This window comes from Parajatrophihabitans canadensis (genome assembly GCF_053764775.1).
The window spans coordinates 3,224,039-3,240,433 of the sequence record NZ_CM132445.1; the positions used below are offsets into that span (position 1 = coordinate 3,224,039).

At 65.9% G+C, this 16,395-nt stretch carries 16 protein-coding genes and 1 pseudogene; 7 read left to right on the forward strand and 10 right to left on the reverse strand.

The features are described from left to right. Positions 1-238: 238 nt before the first annotated feature. On the reverse strand, positions 239-1,234 hold the full coding sequence (locus tag ACSMXN_RS15640; protein WP_022912853.1) for a sigma-70 family RNA polymerase sigma factor: 996 nt from the start codon (positions 1,232-1,234) through the stop codon (positions 239-241). A gap of 168 nt (positions 1,235-1,402) precedes the next feature. Here ACSMXN_RS15640 and ACSMXN_RS15645 point away from each other — a divergent pair, with 168 nt between their 5' ends. The 4 genes from ACSMXN_RS15645 to ACSMXN_RS15660 all read left to right on the forward strand — a co-directional run bounded on the left by ACSMXN_RS15645 (position 1,403) and on the right by ACSMXN_RS15660 (position 5,168). Beyond that, positions 1,403-2,887, forward strand: a complete 1,485-nt coding sequence (locus ACSMXN_RS15645; RefSeq protein WP_022912852.1) for a DHA2 family efflux MFS transporter permease subunit — start codon at positions 1,403-1,405, stop codon at positions 2,885-2,887. Between the two features lie 204 nt (positions 2,888-3,091). Continuing rightward, the gene (locus ACSMXN_RS15650) at positions 3,092-3,796 is read left to right on the forward strand and encodes an SDR family NAD(P)-dependent oxidoreductase (RefSeq protein ID WP_027139338.1); all 705 of its coding nucleotides are present in this window, start codon (positions 3,092-3,094) and stop codon (positions 3,794-3,796) included. A 131-nt stretch (positions 3,797-3,927) separates the two neighbouring features. Next, positions 3,928-4,425 carry an SRPBCC family protein gene (locus ACSMXN_RS15655; RefSeq protein ID WP_022912850.1) on the forward strand — a complete coding sequence of 166 codons (498 nt, stop codon included), beginning with the start codon at positions 3,928-3,930 and terminating at the stop codon, positions 4,423-4,425. Next, positions 4,422-5,168: an SDR family oxidoreductase gene (locus ACSMXN_RS15660; RefSeq protein ID WP_022912849.1), complete on the forward strand. Its 747-nt coding sequence runs from the start codon at positions 4,422-4,424 to the stop codon at positions 5,166-5,168. The genes ACSMXN_RS15655 and ACSMXN_RS15660 overlap by 4 nt, the downstream gene beginning before the upstream one ends. An 89-nt stretch (positions 5,169-5,257) precedes the next feature. On the opposite strand, the gene ACSMXN_RS15665 is transcribed toward ACSMXN_RS15660, so the two are convergent. The 3 genes from ACSMXN_RS15665 to ACSMXN_RS15675 all read right to left on the reverse strand — a co-directional run bounded on the left by ACSMXN_RS15665 (position 5,258) and on the right by ACSMXN_RS15675 (position 7,472). Further along, complete coding sequence (locus ACSMXN_RS15665) at positions 5,258-5,662, reverse strand: YccF domain-containing protein (protein ID WP_022912848.1); 405 nt, start codon at positions 5,660-5,662, stop codon at positions 5,258-5,260. 170 nt (positions 5,663-5,832) lie between these two features. Further along, positions 5,833-6,654, reverse strand: coding sequence for a sugar phosphate isomerase/epimerase family protein (locus tag ACSMXN_RS15670; RefSeq protein ID WP_196811236.1), 822 nt, complete (start codon positions 6,652-6,654; stop codon positions 5,833-5,835). Between the two features lie 356 nt (positions 6,655-7,010). Beyond that, on the reverse strand, positions 7,011-7,472 hold the full coding sequence (locus ACSMXN_RS15675) for a MarR family transcriptional regulator (protein WP_022912846.1): 462 nt from the start codon (positions 7,470-7,472) through the stop codon (positions 7,011-7,013). A 147-nt stretch (positions 7,473-7,619) separates the two neighbouring features. Between ACSMXN_RS15675 and ACSMXN_RS15680 the strand changes: the two genes are divergently transcribed. Together ACSMXN_RS15680 and ACSMXN_RS15685 are read left to right on the forward strand one after the other, a co-directional pair. Further along, positions 7,620-8,447: an SDR family NAD(P)-dependent oxidoreductase gene (locus ACSMXN_RS15680; RefSeq protein ID WP_022912845.1), complete on the forward strand. Its 828-nt coding sequence runs from the start codon at positions 7,620-7,622 to the stop codon at positions 8,445-8,447. Between the two features lie 513 nt (positions 8,448-8,960). Then, entirely contained in the window at positions 8,961-9,404 is a 444-nt protein-coding gene (locus ACSMXN_RS15685; RefSeq protein ID WP_022912843.1) for a cupin domain-containing protein, read from the forward strand. Between the two features lie 115 nt (positions 9,405-9,519). Here the strand turns inward: ACSMXN_RS15685 and ACSMXN_RS15690 are convergent, their stop codons facing one another. From ACSMXN_RS15690 to ACSMXN_RS15710, 5 genes are all read right to left on the reverse strand, one after another. Beyond that, entirely contained in the window at positions 9,520-9,645 is a 126-nt protein-coding gene (locus tag ACSMXN_RS15690) for a hypothetical protein (protein ID WP_455407601.1), read from the reverse strand. A gap of 106 nt (positions 9,646-9,751) precedes the next feature. Continuing rightward, complete coding sequence (locus ACSMXN_RS15695) at positions 9,752-10,732, reverse strand: NAD(P)H-dependent flavin oxidoreductase (RefSeq protein WP_455407778.1); 981 nt, start codon at positions 10,730-10,732, stop codon at positions 9,752-9,754. Positions 10,733-10,809: 77 nt separating this feature from the next. Then, complete coding sequence (locus ACSMXN_RS15700; protein ID WP_022912840.1) at positions 10,810-11,667, reverse strand: enoyl-CoA hydratase/isomerase family protein; 858 nt, start codon at positions 11,665-11,667, stop codon at positions 10,810-10,812. 102 nt (positions 11,668-11,769) lie between these two features. Further along, positions 11,770-13,017: a cytochrome P450 gene (locus ACSMXN_RS15705; RefSeq protein ID WP_022912839.1), complete on the reverse strand. Its 1,248-nt coding sequence runs from the start codon at positions 13,015-13,017 to the stop codon at positions 11,770-11,772. Positions 13,018-13,250: 233 nt separating this feature from the next. Beyond that, a complete protein-coding gene (locus ACSMXN_RS15710) occupies positions 13,251-14,138 on the reverse strand; it encodes an LLM class flavin-dependent oxidoreductase (protein ID WP_022912838.1) in 888 nt (295 codons plus the stop codon). Between the two features lie 540 nt (positions 14,139-14,678). Here ACSMXN_RS15710 and ACSMXN_RS15715 point away from each other — a divergent pair. After that, entirely contained in the window at positions 14,679-15,224 is a 546-nt protein-coding gene (locus ACSMXN_RS15715) for a MarR family winged helix-turn-helix transcriptional regulator (RefSeq protein ID WP_022912837.1), read from the forward strand. A gap of 742 nt (positions 15,225-15,966) precedes the next feature. Here the strand turns inward: ACSMXN_RS15715 and ACSMXN_RS15720 are convergent. Beyond that, positions 15,967-16,269 (reverse strand): annotated as a pseudogene (locus tag ACSMXN_RS15720) (helix-turn-helix domain-containing protein); the annotation flags it as partial. Between the last annotated feature and the right edge of the window lie 126 nt (positions 16,270-16,395).

Here is a 16,395-nt window from a genome sequence, read left to right on the forward strand (position 1 = left end):
GGTCGGGCATCGGCGCGGTAGAAGATCCGTTTCCCGATCTCGATGAGGATCAGGTAGCCGGGGTCACTCACTCACAATCGACGACGGCTGGGAGGAAGTCGCGCAGACCTCCTTCGACTTCATCCCACGATTCGTCAAGTAACGCCAGTGCGCGACGGGCGGGCAGAAACCCAACTCCACGTCTGTCGGGACGTCAGTGGGCTAGGCAACAGAGGCGTGCGTTGCCGACGCGAGCCGGCTAGTCCCATGTCCGGGGTAGGCCGAAGTAGGGCGCGAGCGTGGTCTCGAAGCGGGTGAGGTCGCAGATCCGGTCGCCGCCGAGTGCGATCACGTAGACGCCGGTGATGTGCAGGATTCCGGTCGTCGGGTTGCGGGCGTAGGCGCCCCAGGCAGGTTGACCGTTGGCGCGGACGGGCACTAGCCGGTCGCTCTCGCTCCAGTGGGCGTAGACCGCGGTGAAGAAGCGACGCACTGCTTCAGTGCCGCGGTACTCGAACGGCAGCGGCGGCATCCTCACCCACGCGTCGTCGGTCATCAACGCCACAAGCGCGTCGATGTCATGCTCGGTGAAGGCCGCGACGAACCGCTCAAGCAGCGCCCGCTCCTCGGCTGAACCCGGTGCGGGCGGCGGCGGATCGGCCGAGCGGGCGGCGTCCATCGTCGCTCGGGCGCGTTTGAGCGCGTTGGTGACCGCGTCCTCGGTGAGTCCCAGCAGCTCGGCGGCCTCGCTGGCGCGGTAGCCGAGCACGTCGCGCAGCAGCAGCGCGGCGCGCTGGTTGGGCGGCAGCAGCTGGACGGCGGTGATGAACGCGAGCGAGATAGCCTCGCGCGACTCGTAGCGGGCCTCGGGCCCCGGTGCCTGATCGGACAAGCCTTCCAGCAGCACGTCGGGATAGGGCTGTAGCCACAGCACCTCACCCAGGCGGGTCGGCTCCGGCGCGGGTACGGGCAGCGGCGCCGCGGTCACCGGCCGGCGTCCGGAGGAGCGCAGCTGGTTGAGGCAGCGGTTGGTGGCGATGCGATATAGCCACGTGCGCACGGACGAGCGGCCCTCGAACCCTTCCAGGCCGAGCCAGGCTGCGAGCAGCGTCTCCTGCAGCGCGTCCTCGGCGTCTTGCAGTGAGCCGAGCATCCGGTAGCAGTGCACCTGCAACTCGCCGCGGTGCGGCTCGACGAGCGCGCTGAACGCATCCCGGTCGCCGGCTCGCGCCTGCTGGAGCAGTTCTGCCGACATGAGGCACCTCCGTTCCCATCTTCTCTTGCCGCTCTGACATGGGTACTGACACCGGCGGGGGTCAGAACTGGTCGCATCCGCAGGGACCAGTTTCGAGGACACGCCGTGTCTGTACTTCCGAACGCGTCACAAGCAGGCAGAACCAAGCATTGAGCGGAGAAGGAACCGATGTCGATCTCACGAACCCCGGCCGTGACGGGCGTTGCGGCCCCCGTGTCCGCCACGTCGCCGAACACCACATGGACGCTGGTCCTGGCGTCCCTCGGGGTGTTCATGACCGCGCTGGACACGCTGGTCGTCGCCAGCTCGCTGCCCGCGCTGCGGCAGAGCCTGCACGCCAGTCTCAGCGATCTGGAATGGACTGTGAACGCCTACAACCTGGCGTTCGCGGTCGCCCTGCTGACCGGCGCCGCGCTGGGTGATCGCTACGGGCGCAAACGGATGTACTGGATCGGGCTGCTCGGGTTCACCCTCGCCTCAGCCGCGGCCGCGGTGGCCCCGAGCGTCGGCGCGCTCATCGCCGCCCGCGGCGTGCAGGGACTCGCGGCGGCCATCGTGACGCCGATGACGCTGACCCTGATCAGCGAGGCGTTCCCGGCCGCGAAACGAGGCGCCGCGATCGGACTGTGGGGCGGCATCACCGGCCTCGCGGTCGCGCTGGGACCGGTCGTCGGCGGTGCCATCGTCGGCGGTGTCAGCTGGCATTGGATCTTCTGGCTCAACGTCCCGATCGGCCTCGCACTGATCCCGCTCTCCATCGCTCACCTCACCGAAAGCCACGGCCCGCGGTCCAAACTCGACATCGTCGGATTGCTGCTGGCCGGCGCCGGATTCTTCGGCCTCACCTGGGGCCTGATCCGCGCCAGCAGCATCGGCTGGGACAGCACCGAGACCATCACCGCCCTCGGCCTGGGCGCCCTGCTGGTCACGGCGTTCCTCCAGTGGGAACGGCGTACCCCCGCCCCGATGCTCTCGCCGCAACTGTTCCGCTCGCGAGCGTTCAACGCCGCCAACGGGGTCAGCTTCTTTATGTACGCCTCGCTGTTCGGCGTTCTGTTCCTGATGATGCAGTTCCTGCAGACAGCGCTCGGCTACTCCCCACTCCAAGCCGGCCTGCGGACCCTGCCCTGGACCGGCGCGCCGATGCTGGTCGCCCCGATCGCCGGTGCACTGGCCGACCGCATCGGCAACCGGCCGCTCCTGCTCACCGGGCTAGCGCTGCAAGCGGCCGGGCTGGGCTGGATCGCCGCCATAGCCACACCCGGCATGAACTACACGCCATTGGCGCTCGCGCTCGGCGTCGCCGGTGTCGGCATCTCACTGTGCTTCCCGACCGTGGCCAACGCCGTCGTCGGCTCCGTCCCGCCCGCGGAGATGGGGATCGCGTCCGGCACGAACAGCGCGCTCCGCGAGATCGGCGGCGTGTTCGGCGTCGCCATCCTGGCCAGCGTCTTCGCCCACTCCGGCGTCTACACCTCACCGAGCACCTTCATCGAGCACTTCAAGACCGCCGTGTGGCTCGGTGCCGCCTTCTCCGTGGTCGGCATCCTTGCCGCCGCCGCACTCCCGGCCCGCGGACACCGCGAACCCGAACTGCCCCCACCCAACCTCGACACCGACAGCCTGGCCGCCGCTGGCAGGACTGCCGCATGACGAGCCGCCGATTCCCTCCTCGGTGGCCGATCCACCACTGGCATCGCGTTGGCGACGCCCCCGTCTCGACCCCGCGCTCGGGACCAACCCCGAGTTCTCAACCGCGATTGCCCGAGCAACGGCAATCGACACCGGGCTTCCGCAATCCGCGGACGGTCCGTACCTATCAGGAGGACAGCATGACCTCCGAAAAAAAAGACAGTTCTGATCACCGGAGCGAACCGTGGTATCGGCCAGGCGCTCGTCCAGGAAGCCTTGAGCCGAGGCGCCAAGCGGGTGTACGCCGGGACCCGGCAGCCCGTGGTGACCCACCCGGACGGACGGGTCACACCCATCATCTTGGACGTCACCAACGCCGCGCAGATCTCGGCCGCCGTCGAGAGCATCGAGTGCCTCGACATCCTGATCAACAACGCTGGCCTCGGCCTCTACGCCGACATCAGCGACCGTGATGCGCTCGAACAGCACCTGGCCGTCAACCTGTTCGGCCCCTACGACGTCACCCAAGCCTTCCGTCCGTTGTTGATTGAGTCCCGGGGAGCCATCGTCAACGTGGTGTCGCTGGCGTCCTTGGCTGCGATGCCCCTCGACCCGGGCTACTCGATGTCCAAGGCAGCCGCGTTCTCCCTCACCCAATCGTTGCGCATGTTGCTGGCCGCACAGGGTGTCACCGTGCACGCGGTCCTGCCCGGACCGGTCGACACCGACATGGGCCCGAGGATCGACATCCCGAAGGCCTCTGCGGAGTCGGTTGCCCGAGCCATCTTCGACGGATTGGCGAAGGGCGAGCAGGAGATCTTCCCCGATCCGCTGTCGCAGTCCCTAGCTGAGGGCTGGCGCACCAGCGCGTCCAAGGCGCTCGAAGGCCAGATGGCGGCCTTCGTACAACCAACGCCCGTCAGGTCATAGCCAAACCCGGATGCGGTTCTCCCCCAGCCCGCGGGGAAAGAATCTCCCGGCCGAGGGAGGAGCCAATCTGATACGCACGCCAACAGCACTTTCACCTGCATCCGCATACACATCACCAGAGAGTTCGAATCATGACCGACTTCAGCACCAGCACCACCATCGACGGTTCACCGGCCGAGGCGTTCGCCGCGATCCTGGACACCCGCGGTTGGTGGAACAGCACAATAGACGGCCCCACCGCACGAGTCGGCGACGAGTTCGGCTTCGAAGTGGAAGGTCTCCACCGCACCCGCATTCGGATCACCGACGTCACCCCGAACCAGCGCCTCGAGTGGGTGGTCGTGGACAACGAGTTCGGCTTCACCACCGATCAGAGCGAATGGGTGGGCGACCGGATCGTCTTCGAACTCCAGCCAACCCACGACGGTACGAAGGTCACCTTGACCCAGCACGGGCTAACGGCCGGGCAGGAGTGCTACGACGTGTGCTCCAACGCGTGGAACTTCTTCGTCGGCGACAGCCTGCGCATGCTCGCCGAGCGTGGCCAGGGCAAGCCCGAATCGAATACCGGGCGGGCCGAGCCGGCCACACGGGCCCGCGCCGCCGCCGGCGGGGGGGCAACCCAATGAGTGACCTCCCGGGCGGCACCACGATGATTGTCGGGGCCAGCCGAGGTTTGGGCCGCGGCATCGCCCGCGCGTTCGCCGACGCCGGCAGCCCAGTGGTGGCGGTCGCCCGGTCCGGCCCGGCACTGGTCGAACTGGCCACGACCAGTGCGAACATCCGTACCGAGGTCGCCGACGCGACCGACCCGACGTTGGCGGGCAGGCTCCTCGACTGGCACGAGCCGACGACGCTCATCCTGGTCGCCGGCGCCAGCCCGCTGATGCGCCCGCTGCAGCAGCAGACGTGGGAGACGTTCTCCCTCAACTGGCACACCGACGTCAAGATCGCGTTCCACTGGCTGCGCGAGGCCCTGCTCACACCGCTGCGACCCGGCAGCCGGGTGATCGTGATCAGCAGCGGCGCCGCGGTCTCCGGCTCACCGCTCAGCGGCGGCTACGCCGGCGCCAAAGCCACCCAGCGCCTCATCACCGGCTACGCCCAGGACGAGGCCGACCGCGCCGGGCTCGGCCTCACCTTCACCGCGATACTGCCGCGGATCACGCCGCTGACCGACCTCGGGCGGCCAGCGGTCCAGGCCTATGCGGCCCGTAACAACCAATCGGAGGAGGAGTACCTCGCGCAGATGGGCGAGCCACTCACGCCAGAGGTTGCCGGCCAAGCGTTGCTCGACCTGATACGAGCCGATACCGACACTGTCGCTCCCTCGCACCTGCTCACCGGCGCCGGGCTACAGAAACTCGCCTGACCCTCGCGCACCGGTCCAGAAACCGGACCGACCTTCGCGCGGCAGCTGCGCCGCCGGTGCCGCGGTCAACTCCCCACGTAGCGAGCCAGCTATGTGGTCGCTGGCGGCGTCCGTTGTGGCAAGTCGACTGGCGCGATCATGCGACCGAGGGGAAGCAGCGAGATGGGGACCATTTTGAAACTCGCGATGCCTAGCGGGATGCCGATGATGGTCAAGCACAGCAGGATTCCCGTCGCGACGTGGCCGATCGCGAGCCAAATACCAGCCACGATAAACCAAATCACGTTGCCGATAGCCGACATCACGCCCGCGTTCTGACGGCGAATCGCGGTCCTGCCGAACGGCCACAGCGCGTAACCGGCGATGCGGAACGACGCGATACCGAACGGGATCGTGATGATGAGCAGGCACGCGATGATGCCTGCGACGATGTAGCCCAGCGCCATCCAGAAGCCGCACAGCACCAGCCAGATGACGTTCAGGAGTGTCCGCATGCCACAAGTATCCAACCTCACTTGGCCGAAGTTCCAGGCCCGAGGGCCGGGACGAAAAGTTACGGGCTGGAAACAAGCGCAGTAAACGGGGATCTACACAATCTTCCGCAAGTGTCAGGCGACCTCGCCAAGGTCGCAAACAGCACGCATCACAACCTTCCACCCGAGTTCTAGAGAATCCGCTCGACGGCTTCGACGGTGATCCGTATCCGCTCATCCTCCGGTAGTGAATCAAGTGATTCTGAAAGCACTTCCGGACCAACCCAATTCAGTCCGTTGGTGCGGCGGAGGACTTCGATGATGGCCTGCAGCGGTATATCTCCGACCCCCGGCAGCATCCTATGGTGGAGCGTGTCCTGCCAGAGCGAGGTATTCGGCTGCGCGGCCGCGTCTGAGATCTGAACCGAGGTGATTCGCTGCCCCGGAATGGTGCTCAACAGGGTTAGGTCGGGATCACCGCGAAAGAAATGCCAAGTGTCCAATACCAGGCCGCCATTCGGGCGATCTGCAGCCTGAAGAATTTGCCAAGCCGTCGCAAGGTCGGGAATACCGCCGAGAGGCGAGAACTCTATCTGAGCGACAGTTCCAGAGCCCGACAGCACATCGCACGCTCGACCGAAACAATCGATCAGCTGGGCAGTTGAGAGATCAACCCGCACCGGCAGCAAGCTGACGGCGTGCGCGCCAAATGCGGCGGCGACGTCAGCGACTCGCTCGAAGCTGACGGCCGAGCTATATCGAGTTCCGCTCAGCGGCAGCCACGACGCGACGCCATCCAAAACCGCGATGCGAATCCCCGCCTCGTCGGCACGCCTCCGCAACTGGGTCAGCGCTGCCGTTTCCTGCGGCAACATCGAGAGACTCGGAGCTAGATTTCGGTAACCCAAGGCCAGCGCCGTCGTCACAAGCTCGGGTCGTAGCAGGTCTTCGCGCCAAGGAAAGCCGCTCATCCAGACCACACGCTCGCTCGAGCCGTCCTTGAGTCCGCTCACCCCCATATCCTAGACGGGAATCGCGACTCACTCATTTGGCTCGGCGGGCTCCGCTCGGGCGCGGTGGCCGACCTGAACGCTGTGCGACATCCCGTAGCGGAAAGGCCAATCCCCACCCTACGGGCCCGATCATGCAATGAGACATTCTCTTCAGTGATCGAACGTCCGCGTTCCGCGTTATGGGACGAAGACCATGGCTAGCGATCCGCCCCTCAACCAGTGGCAATTCTGGGACCGGAAGGCACGGCGATTGCCGTTCCTTGCCTGCTCTGGGCCTTGCGGAGCGCAGAATGCGGAGTACCCAGCGCGACATGGACGCCGTAGTGGAGGGGACCAGGGACAGCAAATCGGCCCTCTCATTTACGCGCGAGGATCTGACTCAACATTCTGATGAGCATTCGCATGTCTTTTGGTGAAAGGGCGCCGGCGAAATACTCGTGAGCAATGACAGCGCAGATTTCGCTGTTGCGCAGGCAGAGTTCCCGTCCGCGTGGCGTGATCACGGCGTACACCAAACGGCGGTCAAGGTCCGACAACTCTCGCACGAGCAGACCGCTCGTCGTGAGCCGGTCGACGAGCTGGGTAACCCCGCTCTTACTAAGCATCATCTGCTCCGCGATGTCGACCATTCTGAGTCGACCATCGCTGGTCCGACCGATGCTGGCTAGGACGTCGGCTTCGGCCGTCGAGAGGCCAGTTGCGGTCCGGACACGATCCTCGAAGGCAAGCCGCACCGCTAGATGGGCCCTGAGCAGCGCCGAGAGCGTCTGCTCGGCGAGGTCGAGCTCATCGCCGCCACGACAAGACGGAGTTATCACGGCCGGACCATATCAGCGGCGCCGTTGACAGTAACAGTGCGATGCTGCACTATGCAGGAGCGAACAATCTACCTTCCGCCTTGCCCTGAGGCAGTCGAGGGGCTTCGCTATCCGTCGCCCCAAAAGGGCTAAAGGCATGGAGAACCAATGAGCGAGCCGCTTACGGGAAGAGTCGCGCTAGTGACCGGTGCGGCCCGCGGTGTAGGGAAGGTGCTCGCACTAGAGCTCGCTGACATGGGGGCGACCGTCATCGTCACTGCTCGCTCGGAAGGTCCTGAGACCAGTGAGCTCGGGGGATCGATCAACGAGACAGTCAGCGCCATTACCCAGTCCGGACATCGTGCTATGGCGATAGCGGCAGATCTAGTCGACCCAGCTTCGCTCAGCGACCTGATATCCACAGTGCGCGCTCAGGTTGGCGAGGTTGACATCCTGGTCAACAACGCCGCTGACACGGGTGACCGAGTCTTCCATGATTTCACGAAGACCGATCCCGCCGCTTGGCGCCGCCAATTCGAGCTCAACGTCTTTGCTATGTATGACCTGATGCACGCGTTCGTTCCGGGCATGCGCGACCGCAGGGAGGGGTTTGTGATCAACCTCGGCTCTCTCCGAGACGTACCGGAGGGGATCGATACTTCCGCGAGTGTCGGTGATGCAACGCTTGGCGCCGCTTATCCGACAACGAAACTGGCTATCTATGCGATGACTACCCTGCTCGCAAACGAGTTTGCTAAAGACAATGTTGTCGCCTTCACGCTCACCCCCGGATTGGCCCGGACGGAGCGGCTCGAGGATCACGCGGTTCGTCTTGGCTTTGACCCGGCCGTCGCGGTGCCACCCGAATTGGCAGGCAAGGCAGTCAGACATATTCTTTCCTCCTCTGACCCGTTGCGCTTTGCTGGTCGGTTCATCGAAGCCGCGCCTTTCGTCGCTGGTCTCCCACTCGCCGATGAGACGGGCGCACAGGTTTGAGGCCGGCAAATCTAGCCGAGCGGGCCGAGCTCTTCATATTGAAGACGACTTTCAACGAGACGTTCGGTATCGAGCAACCTGATCGTCTGCGAGACGTATCCGCGGACCGTTCCGGTGCTGCAGCCGAATGTTCGTTATCTCGCGATCGTTCAGATCCTCATAAGAACAAGCAGGAGGACCGCACGGGTGCTGTCGCGGCAGGCTCGCAAGCCGCCGCCAAAGTTCCTCGCGTTTGGCGACACCCGATGCGAGGTCAACGCGCTCGACCAGGTCGACCTCGACACCACCCCGGCACTGAGACTGCGAACAGACCACAAACGCTATCAGGACAGAAACTCATGCGTCAGGATCCGTCTGACGTACAGGTCAGGGGGCCAGCATGCGCGACCCGATCCCAGTGACGATGGCACTTGATGAAGGCATCCTGAACCACATCCTGGGCGATGTGAGGCGCCGCTCAACATCGTGGCGTACCGCAGCAAGGCCTGCAGCTAATGAGGAAGGACCACCGCGATGACTGACACCACAGCCAGCGACATCCAGCAGGACGACGCGGAGAAGCACTACGGGCACATCCCTGACCGGCTCGCATGGGATCTCCCCCTGGGCGGCACCGTGACGACCGACTCGGGCTTCCAAGTGTTCACCGGCCGCTTCGCCCCCGAGTCCAAGAGGGCGGAGGCGTTAGCCAGGACTCCCGAGATGGGGCTGTACCGAGTTCGCTACCGCGCCGGCGGCGGCGAGAACGGGTTGCACTCCCACCCCGGCGACTCGATCTGGATGGTGCTGTCGGGCGCGGTGCGGTTCTACGCGGAGAAATCCAGGCTCGTCGCCGACCTGGGACCCGGCGGCGGGGTCATGATCCCATCGGAGGCGACCTACCGCTTCCAATGCAGCGAGGACAGCGAACTCGTGCGCTTCGCGGGACCGCCGCCACCACCACGGGCAGAACCGTAAGCCTTAGTTAGTCCGAGACGACGTCGGCCAAGCGGTCGAGATCAGCGATGTCGTCGGTGGTGGCGATGATGGTGAGCTCGTCGTAACCGGCGGCAACAGCCCCATCGGGCGCGCGTCAGACCGCGTCGGCGTTGGTCACCTCGCTGAGCATGGCATCGACGAAACCCGGCAGTTGGTCGCCGACCGTGAAATACCGGTCGGTGACTGATGGCATCCGTCCCACGGTGGCGTCATCAAGCACGAAGAAGAGGCTTGTTCCCGTCCTTCGCGCAGATGACGGCCTCCAGTTCCTCGCGGATCATTTCTGCTCCCTCTGCGTCGGTCGAAGTATCGAGCGTTGGCTGGCGTTAGTTAGCGAGCATTGCGGGCAGCGTCACACCGACGAGCGCGCGGGCCTCGGCCATGATGTTGGCCACCAGCTCCGCGCACGTGGGGATGTCGTGGATCAGGCCTTGGGCTTGGCCGGCCCACCACATCCCGCCGTCCATGTCACCGTTGGCCAGCACCTGCTCGCGGCCTCGGGCGCCGGACGCCAAGTGGGCGATATCGGCGAACGTGCTGCCCTCGCGCGCCTCGATCTCCACGATCTCCGCGGAGACGGCGTTGCGGGCGACGCGGGCGGCGTTGTTGAACTTGCGGAACACGATCTGGGTGTCACGCTCGGTGTTGGCCACGATCTGCGCCTTCACGTTGGGGTGCACCGGCGCCTCCTGGGTGGCGACGAAGCGGGTGCCCATGTTGATGGCGGACGCGCCGAGGGCGAGCGCGGCGACGAGGCCCTTGCCGTCGGCGAAGCCGCCGCTGGCGACGATGGGGATGTCGAGGGCGCGGGCCGCGGCCGGGATCAGCACGAGGCCGGGCACGTCGTCGGGGCCCGGGTGGCCAGCGCACTCGAAGCCGTCGATGCTGATGGCGTCGACCCCCAGCGACTGCGCCTTCAGCGCGTGGCGCACGGCCACCGCCTTGTGGATGACCTTGACCTCGGCCGCTTTGAAGGACGGCAGGTGAGGGGCGGGGTTGGAGCCCGCGGTCTCGACGATCTTGATGCCGCCTTCGATGATTGCGTCGCGGTACTCGTCGTACGGCACCGGCTGCACCGTCGGCAGGATCGTCAGGTTGACCCCGAATGGCTTGTCGGTCATGTCCTGGCAGCGCTTGATCTCCTTGGCCAGCGCCTCGGGTGTCGGCTGGGTGAGCGCGGTCAGGAAGGCGAGCGCGCCGGCCTCGGCGATCGGCGCGATCAGCTCGGCGGTGCCGATGCCGGTCATGCCGCCGCAGACGATCGGGTGCTCGATGCCGAACAACTCGGTGAAGGAGGTCTTGAACAATGCCATTCCAATCACGTCGGGTGAATCGTCTGGGTACTTCGATTGCGGCAATTGGCTGCGCCAGCTCGTGGAAGGCGTCAGTGCGGCGGCGGCCCGTCTCCGAGGGCGAGCAGGGTGGCCTCCTCGCGGAAGGTCTGGTACATCGTCGACTCCATCGACATGTTGAGCTGGCTCTTGATGTGGCCGACGCGGTGGCTGAGGTCGGCCCCGCCCTCGCCCATCTTCGGGCCACCCGCCGGCGCGTCCAGCGTGGCCAACTTGACCGCCCAGGCCTTCGCGGTGTCGAGCAGCTCGGCCGCGGGGACGCAGAGGTTGATCAAGCCCCACTCGGCCGCGGTCGTCGCTGGCAGCGGGTCGCCGAACAACGCGATCTGCTTAGCCCGAGCCATGCCCACCAGGCGAGGCAGGATCCACGCGCCGCCGCCCTCGAGCGGCAGGCCGCGGCGGACGAAGATCTCCCAGAAGCTGGCTTCCTCGGCGGCGATGGTCAGGTCGCAGGCCAGGGCGAGCTGGCAGCCGCCGCCGGCAGCGACGCCGTTGACCGCGGCGATGAACGGGGTCTCGCTGCGCCAGATCGCCTCCATCAGTCGGGCCCAGCCGTACAGGATGCCGTCATCGCGCGCGATGTGCGGAGCGTTACGCCGCCGCTCCGGCGGAATCTCGATCGGGCCGCCCGGCTGGGTGATGTCCGCGCCGGAGGAGAAGGCCGTCCCGTTGCCGGTGATCACCGCGACCTTGACCGCCAGGTCCTCGCTGACCTCGTGGATCGCCTCCAGCAACGCGTCGCGCAGGCCCATCCCGTTCGGGCCGTTTCCCGCCGGGTAGTGGTCCATCGCGTTGCGCTTCTTCTGGCGGTTCAGGCGCAGCCAGGCAACGCCGTCCTCGACCTCGTACTGCAGCCCTGCGGCGTCCCAATCCTCGACCTTGGCGGTCATGCATCGCTCCTAATCTTCCTTTGACAAGGGTGCCTACAGCTGCGCCAGATCGCGCCGGCTACCACGGCGCGCTTACTCAACGCTCCGCGGCATCGGTTCTGGTCAGCCGCTCGGCGGAGTCCACTTCAAGGGCAGGTGGTGCAGGGAGAACATGCCCATCGTGTTGTAGCGCAGGCCGTCGCGCTCCGCCGCCGGGAGCGCGAAGTCGGGCGCGCGGTCCAGCCAGACGTTGATCGCGATCTGCAGCTCTTGGCGCGCTAGGTGCGACCCGACGCAGCGGTGCAGCCCGCCTCCGAAGGCGGTGTGCGGGTTGGTCTCGCGGTGGAAGTCGACCTCGAGCGGGTGCGGGAACAGCTCCTCGTCGCGGTTGGCCAACGTGTGCAGCTGCATGATCTCGTCGCCGCGCTTGAGCTGGACGCCGCCAAGCACGGTGTCCTGCCGGACGGTCCGCGGCGGGTTCACCCAGGCGTTGATGCGCAGCAGCTCCTCGACGGCCTGCGGGATCAGCGAGCGGTCCTCGATCAGCTCCTGCTTCTTGTCGGGGTGCTCGGCCAGGTAGCGGAACGAGTGCGACAGCCCTGAGCTGACCGTGTCCAGGCCGGCGATGAACAACAGCCACGCCATGTCCTGGATGTCGTCGTCGGGCACCGGGGTGCCGTCGTCGAAGCTGAGGGAGGCCAGCCGCGAGATCAGGCCGTCGTCGGGGTGGGCCCGCTTCTCGGCGATCATCTCGAAGTTCATCGCCTCGATCCGCTTGCCCGCCGCGATCCGCGCCTCGAAGTCCATGTTGTGGAAGAACGTGTCCTCCCAGCCCAGGAACTCCGTCTTGCGCGAGAGCGGATAACCCATCAGGGCCATGAACACCGTCGCCGGCAGGATCGCCGCGAACTCCCGCGCGAAGTCGCAGGACCCGCGGGCGATGAACCCGTCGATCAGCTCATTGGCCGTCTCGCGGATGCCGCTCTCCAGCCGACGCATCGACGCGGGCGAGAACAGCGGGGTCAACAGCACCCGGTACTTGCGGTTGTCCGGCGGGTCGAGCTCCAACGGGATCATCCGCCGGGGCATCGCGCCGGTCGCGCCGCCGTAGCCCATCGTGGTCGTGAAGTACTCGCTGTCCTGCAGCGTGCGCCTGATGTCGTCGGGCTTGGTCACGTACCAGACCCCGGTGGGGCTGTTGAAGGACACCGGGCTGAAGAAGATCGGCGGCGCCTCGGCCCGCACTCGCTCGTAGGTGCCGAATGGGTCGGAGTCGAAGTTGTCGGCATAGACCTGGTCGAAGTGGTAGACGAGCTCCGGCGGCACATGAGCCGGGATCGGGGCTACCGCCGGGGATTGTGTGGTATCCATCTGACTGGCCTTCCTGCATCAGGCGTCGGTTGACGCGCACGAGATCCTGCTAAACCAAAGATGTGGCCGCCTGCCGCAAGGCCCAACTGACTGCCGCCTTACCGCGACCGCGACGGCGTCGCTTGGGTCGAGCGGCTGCGGGTCTTGTCGGTCAGGTGCCAAGGCCGCCCTACTCGCAGTGCATAGGCCCTGGAGGCCGCCCCGGCCGCGAGGGCGGGGTGCACGACAGGCAGCTACGACCATGCGGAAGCTATGTCTGCCAGGCGGTCCAGGTCGGCTATGTCATCGGTCGTCGCGATGAAGGTCAGCTCGTCGTAGCCGGCGAGGGCAGCGCCGTCGAGAGCGCGCCGGACGGCGTCGGCGTCCGTGACCTGGCTGAGCATCGAGTCGACAAAGCCCGGCGGCGGGGCGTTGTCGCCGACGGTGAAATATCTTTGCGTGACAGACCGCATGCGGCCGACCGCGTCGTCACCGAGCGCGAAGAACATGCTCGTCCCCATATGCGGCTTGCGGTCCCCGCCAGCAGCCTCCCATAGCTTCAGAAAACCCTCGGCCTCGGCTGCCATGTCGGCCGGCAGGCCGCTGAGAGCGGCGCCCGTGAAGCCGTCGGCCCACTTCACCGCACGGGCGACCGACTTTGGGCCGCGCGCACTCGTGTAGATGGGCGGGCCGCCCAGCTGCGCCGGTGTAGGGCCAACGGGATCGGCCCCCGGGAACGGAGGCTGACCAGACCACAGCCGCTTCATCTCAAGGACGCACGCGTCCTGCGATTGGAAAACGCGCGTCATCGCAACATTCGCCGCGCGGTAGTCGTCCTCCCGCCCGCCGGTGCCGACCGACACGGTGAGGCGGCCGCCCGAGATGACATCGATGGACGCAAGTCTTTTCGCCAGCAATGCCGGTGGGTGCATGGGAGCCACCACGATGTGCGTGTACAGCCGCACGCGTGTTGTCAGTGCGGCCGCCGCGGCGAGCATCACGATCTGGTCCATGTTATGGAAGGTCACCCTGTCGCCGACCGAGATGCTGTCAAACGGCCCGTCATCGACTCCGGCAATCCACGCCAGAGCTGGATCGCGGGTGGTCGCCACCAAGTAAGGCACCATGACTCCGATCTTCATGCTTTGCACTCCTGCTCAAAACTTATCGACGGACTAGCCCCTAGGTGGCTAGGCCTTCCGGGCAGCCAATCGGTGCATTCAGACTGACCCTCACGGCTTTGGCCGATACGCATTCGGCGAGGCGCGTGGCTTACTGGCCCTTGAACCCCAGCATTTGGTGACGGCAATGCGTGGACGTTCGCCCTCACCTGAGCGTCCATCCCAGGGTCGAGGGTCTCATTGGCCGCGGCAGCGACGCTCTCCTGGAATATCCGGGTCCTGGCGTGCGGTGTTGCTGTCGCGCAGACGCGGCATTGACCAGTGCGAGCCGGCTTGAGAACCTCCACTCAGTGAATCCTCTCCGGCGTGGCCCCTTCTGCCGAGGGCCTCGGCTTCGTCGCGCTGTCCACGCAGAACGAATCCGATTTTCCGGCGCTCGCATCGGCGTGATGGGAGTAGTGGTCCTCGACAGACTCCAAGTATTGCGTCGCTGTCCTTCGCTGCTGAATAGTGCGCGCCTGCACTGTTCATTGTCAATGGTCTCCCTGTTAGGCTCCGACGATGCCGCATGCACCAACTAGCAGCAGCGAAGACTCCGTTATCGCCGAGCATGCGCTCACGACGCTGCTCGAGGCCCACCGTGCCTTGCGGCTGACGTTCGAGGATCGCGTGCGGGATGCGACGGGTCTCTCGACTGCCGAGGCCGATGTGCTGTCGAGCATTGGGCGCGTCGGCGGCGGGCGGCTCAGGATGGTCGACATCGCTGACCAGATGATGCTTAGCAAGAGCGGAGTGACTCAGCTCGTCGACCGACTCGTGGCCGGCGGCTTGCTGGTCCGCGAGTTGTCGGAGCACGATCGCCGGCTGGTGTACGCCGTTCTGACCACCCGCGGGCAAGTGATCTACGAACGCAACGCCGCCGTATTTGCTGCCGTGGCGCGCGAATATTTCGCTGACATCCTTACGGCGAGGGACCTGCGGACGCTGATTAAACTGCTCACGCAGATCGTCGTAAGCACGTCTGACCCTTCGCTAAACGAGGGCGTGCCTGTTCCACCGGGAAGGACCGCAGGAAAGTCGGTCGCCAGGAAGACCATCGGCTCGTAGGAACAGCAACGGCGCCAAAGTACTCGGCCGCGCACCGATCAAACGCATCTGCCTGACGCAGTCTCCGAACCAGCGAACGGAACTGGGCCCGTCCTCATCATCGTCCGGCCGAACGTCACGCGTCGGTAACATGGCGGGCCCGGTCGGCCAAACTTTGCTGCAGGCGTGAAGGACTTCCCATCCGAGTTGGCAACGATATATGGCCGCACTGTCCTCCCCAGAGAGAAGGGTCTCGTTGGGGCCACGGCCCATCTTCTCGCTTACAGCATCCCTTCGGCACTCCTCAGTATCGGCTGTCGGGGAGCCACCATTCTGGGTGTGGGGATTGGCCCGTGTGCCGGACATAACAGGCTCAGCGGCATGCCGTTGACAATAGAAGTGCTGGAGCGCACTATGCAGATGCGAACGATCTCGGAGATGTTGCCGGACCAAGGCCCGAGAGGGTCAATTGTCACACCCAACGCGCCGAAGCCGAACATGCCTACACGGCGTCCTGACCAACCCGTGCGGAACGCAGAAGCTTGGATTCATTCAGCGTTCGAGCGGGCGAACGAGCTAGCCGCCCGCCACGAGCGCTCCGAGAAGTGGCGGCGGAGGGCTCCCCTATCGGCGGGCCTCCCCAGCTCCTAAAGCTACGGAGATCTAATGTCCTTCCACGTCATTGTCGGAGCAAGCGCGGCCGGCCGTGTCCGCCGACACCGGAGATCCCATCCGCGGATTCTCCGGTCCGGAGCTCACGCGGCAGATGCAGCAGCCCAGCACTCCGGTGATCGCTCGCGGCTCGCGGGGACGGGGGCGCCGCGCCGGCCAGATGGGACAGGCGGTCACGCTCGTCGTCGGTCAAGCCCAGCGCCCGGGCCAGCGAGACCAGCACCTCGGCCGAGGGATGCGGCCCGCGTTGCTGCTCCACCCGCGTGCAGCAGTCAGTCGAGATCGCGGCGAGACCTGCCACTTCGTCCCGCCGTAGGCCAGGTGTCCGGCGGCGGATACCCGGGGACAGGCCGATGGCGGCCGGGGTCAGCCGCTCGCGTCGGCGGCGCGGCACGCCCGCGAGGGGCTACTCGATCCGTCACCCCAGGATGCCTCAATCACATCGGGCTAGCCAGGGATCACCGGTCTCACGGTAATGGGCCTCTGGGGGCATGCCGTTGACGCGCATGCTTAGCGCATG

Bases quoted from the DNA above. Each gene is read 5' to 3' on its own strand.
- ACSMXN_RS15640 (WP_022912853.1), bottom strand. From the start codon at position 1,234: ATGTCGGCAGAACTGCTCCAGCAGGCGCGAGCCGGCGACCGGGATGCG.
- ACSMXN_RS15645 (WP_022912852.1), top strand. From the start codon at position 1,403: ATGTCGATCTCACGAACCCCGGCCGTGACGGGCGTTGCGGCCCCCGTG.
- ACSMXN_RS15655 (WP_022912850.1), top strand. From the start codon at position 3,928: ATGACCGACTTCAGCACCAGCACCACCATCGACGGTTCACCGGCCGAG.
- ACSMXN_RS15660 (WP_022912849.1), top strand. From the start codon at position 4,422: ATGAGTGACCTCCCGGGCGGCACCACGATGATTGTCGGGGCCAGCCGA.
- ACSMXN_RS15665 (WP_022912848.1), bottom strand. From the start codon at position 5,662: ATGCGGACACTCCTGAACGTCATCTGGCTGGTGCTGTGCGGCTTCTGG.
- ACSMXN_RS15680 (WP_022912845.1), top strand. From the start codon at position 7,620: ATGAGCGAGCCGCTTACGGGAAGAGTCGCGCTAGTGACCGGTGCGGCC.
- ACSMXN_RS15685 (WP_022912843.1), top strand. From the start codon at position 8,961: ATGACTGACACCACAGCCAGCGACATCCAGCAGGACGACGCGGAGAAG.
- ACSMXN_RS15700 (WP_022912840.1), bottom strand. From the start codon at position 11,667: ATGACCGCCAAGGTCGAGGATTGGGACGCCGCAGGGCTGCAGTACGAG.
- ACSMXN_RS15705 (WP_022912839.1), bottom strand. From the start codon at position 13,017: ATGGATACCACACAATCCCCGGCGGTAGCCCCGATCCCGGCTCATGTG.
- ACSMXN_RS15710 (WP_022912838.1), bottom strand. From the start codon at position 14,138: ATGAAGATCGGAGTCATGGTGCCTTACTTGGTGGCGACCACCCGCGAT.
- ACSMXN_RS15715 (WP_022912837.1), top strand. From the start codon at position 14,679: ATGCCGCATGCACCAACTAGCAGCAGCGAAGACTCCGTTATCGCCGAG.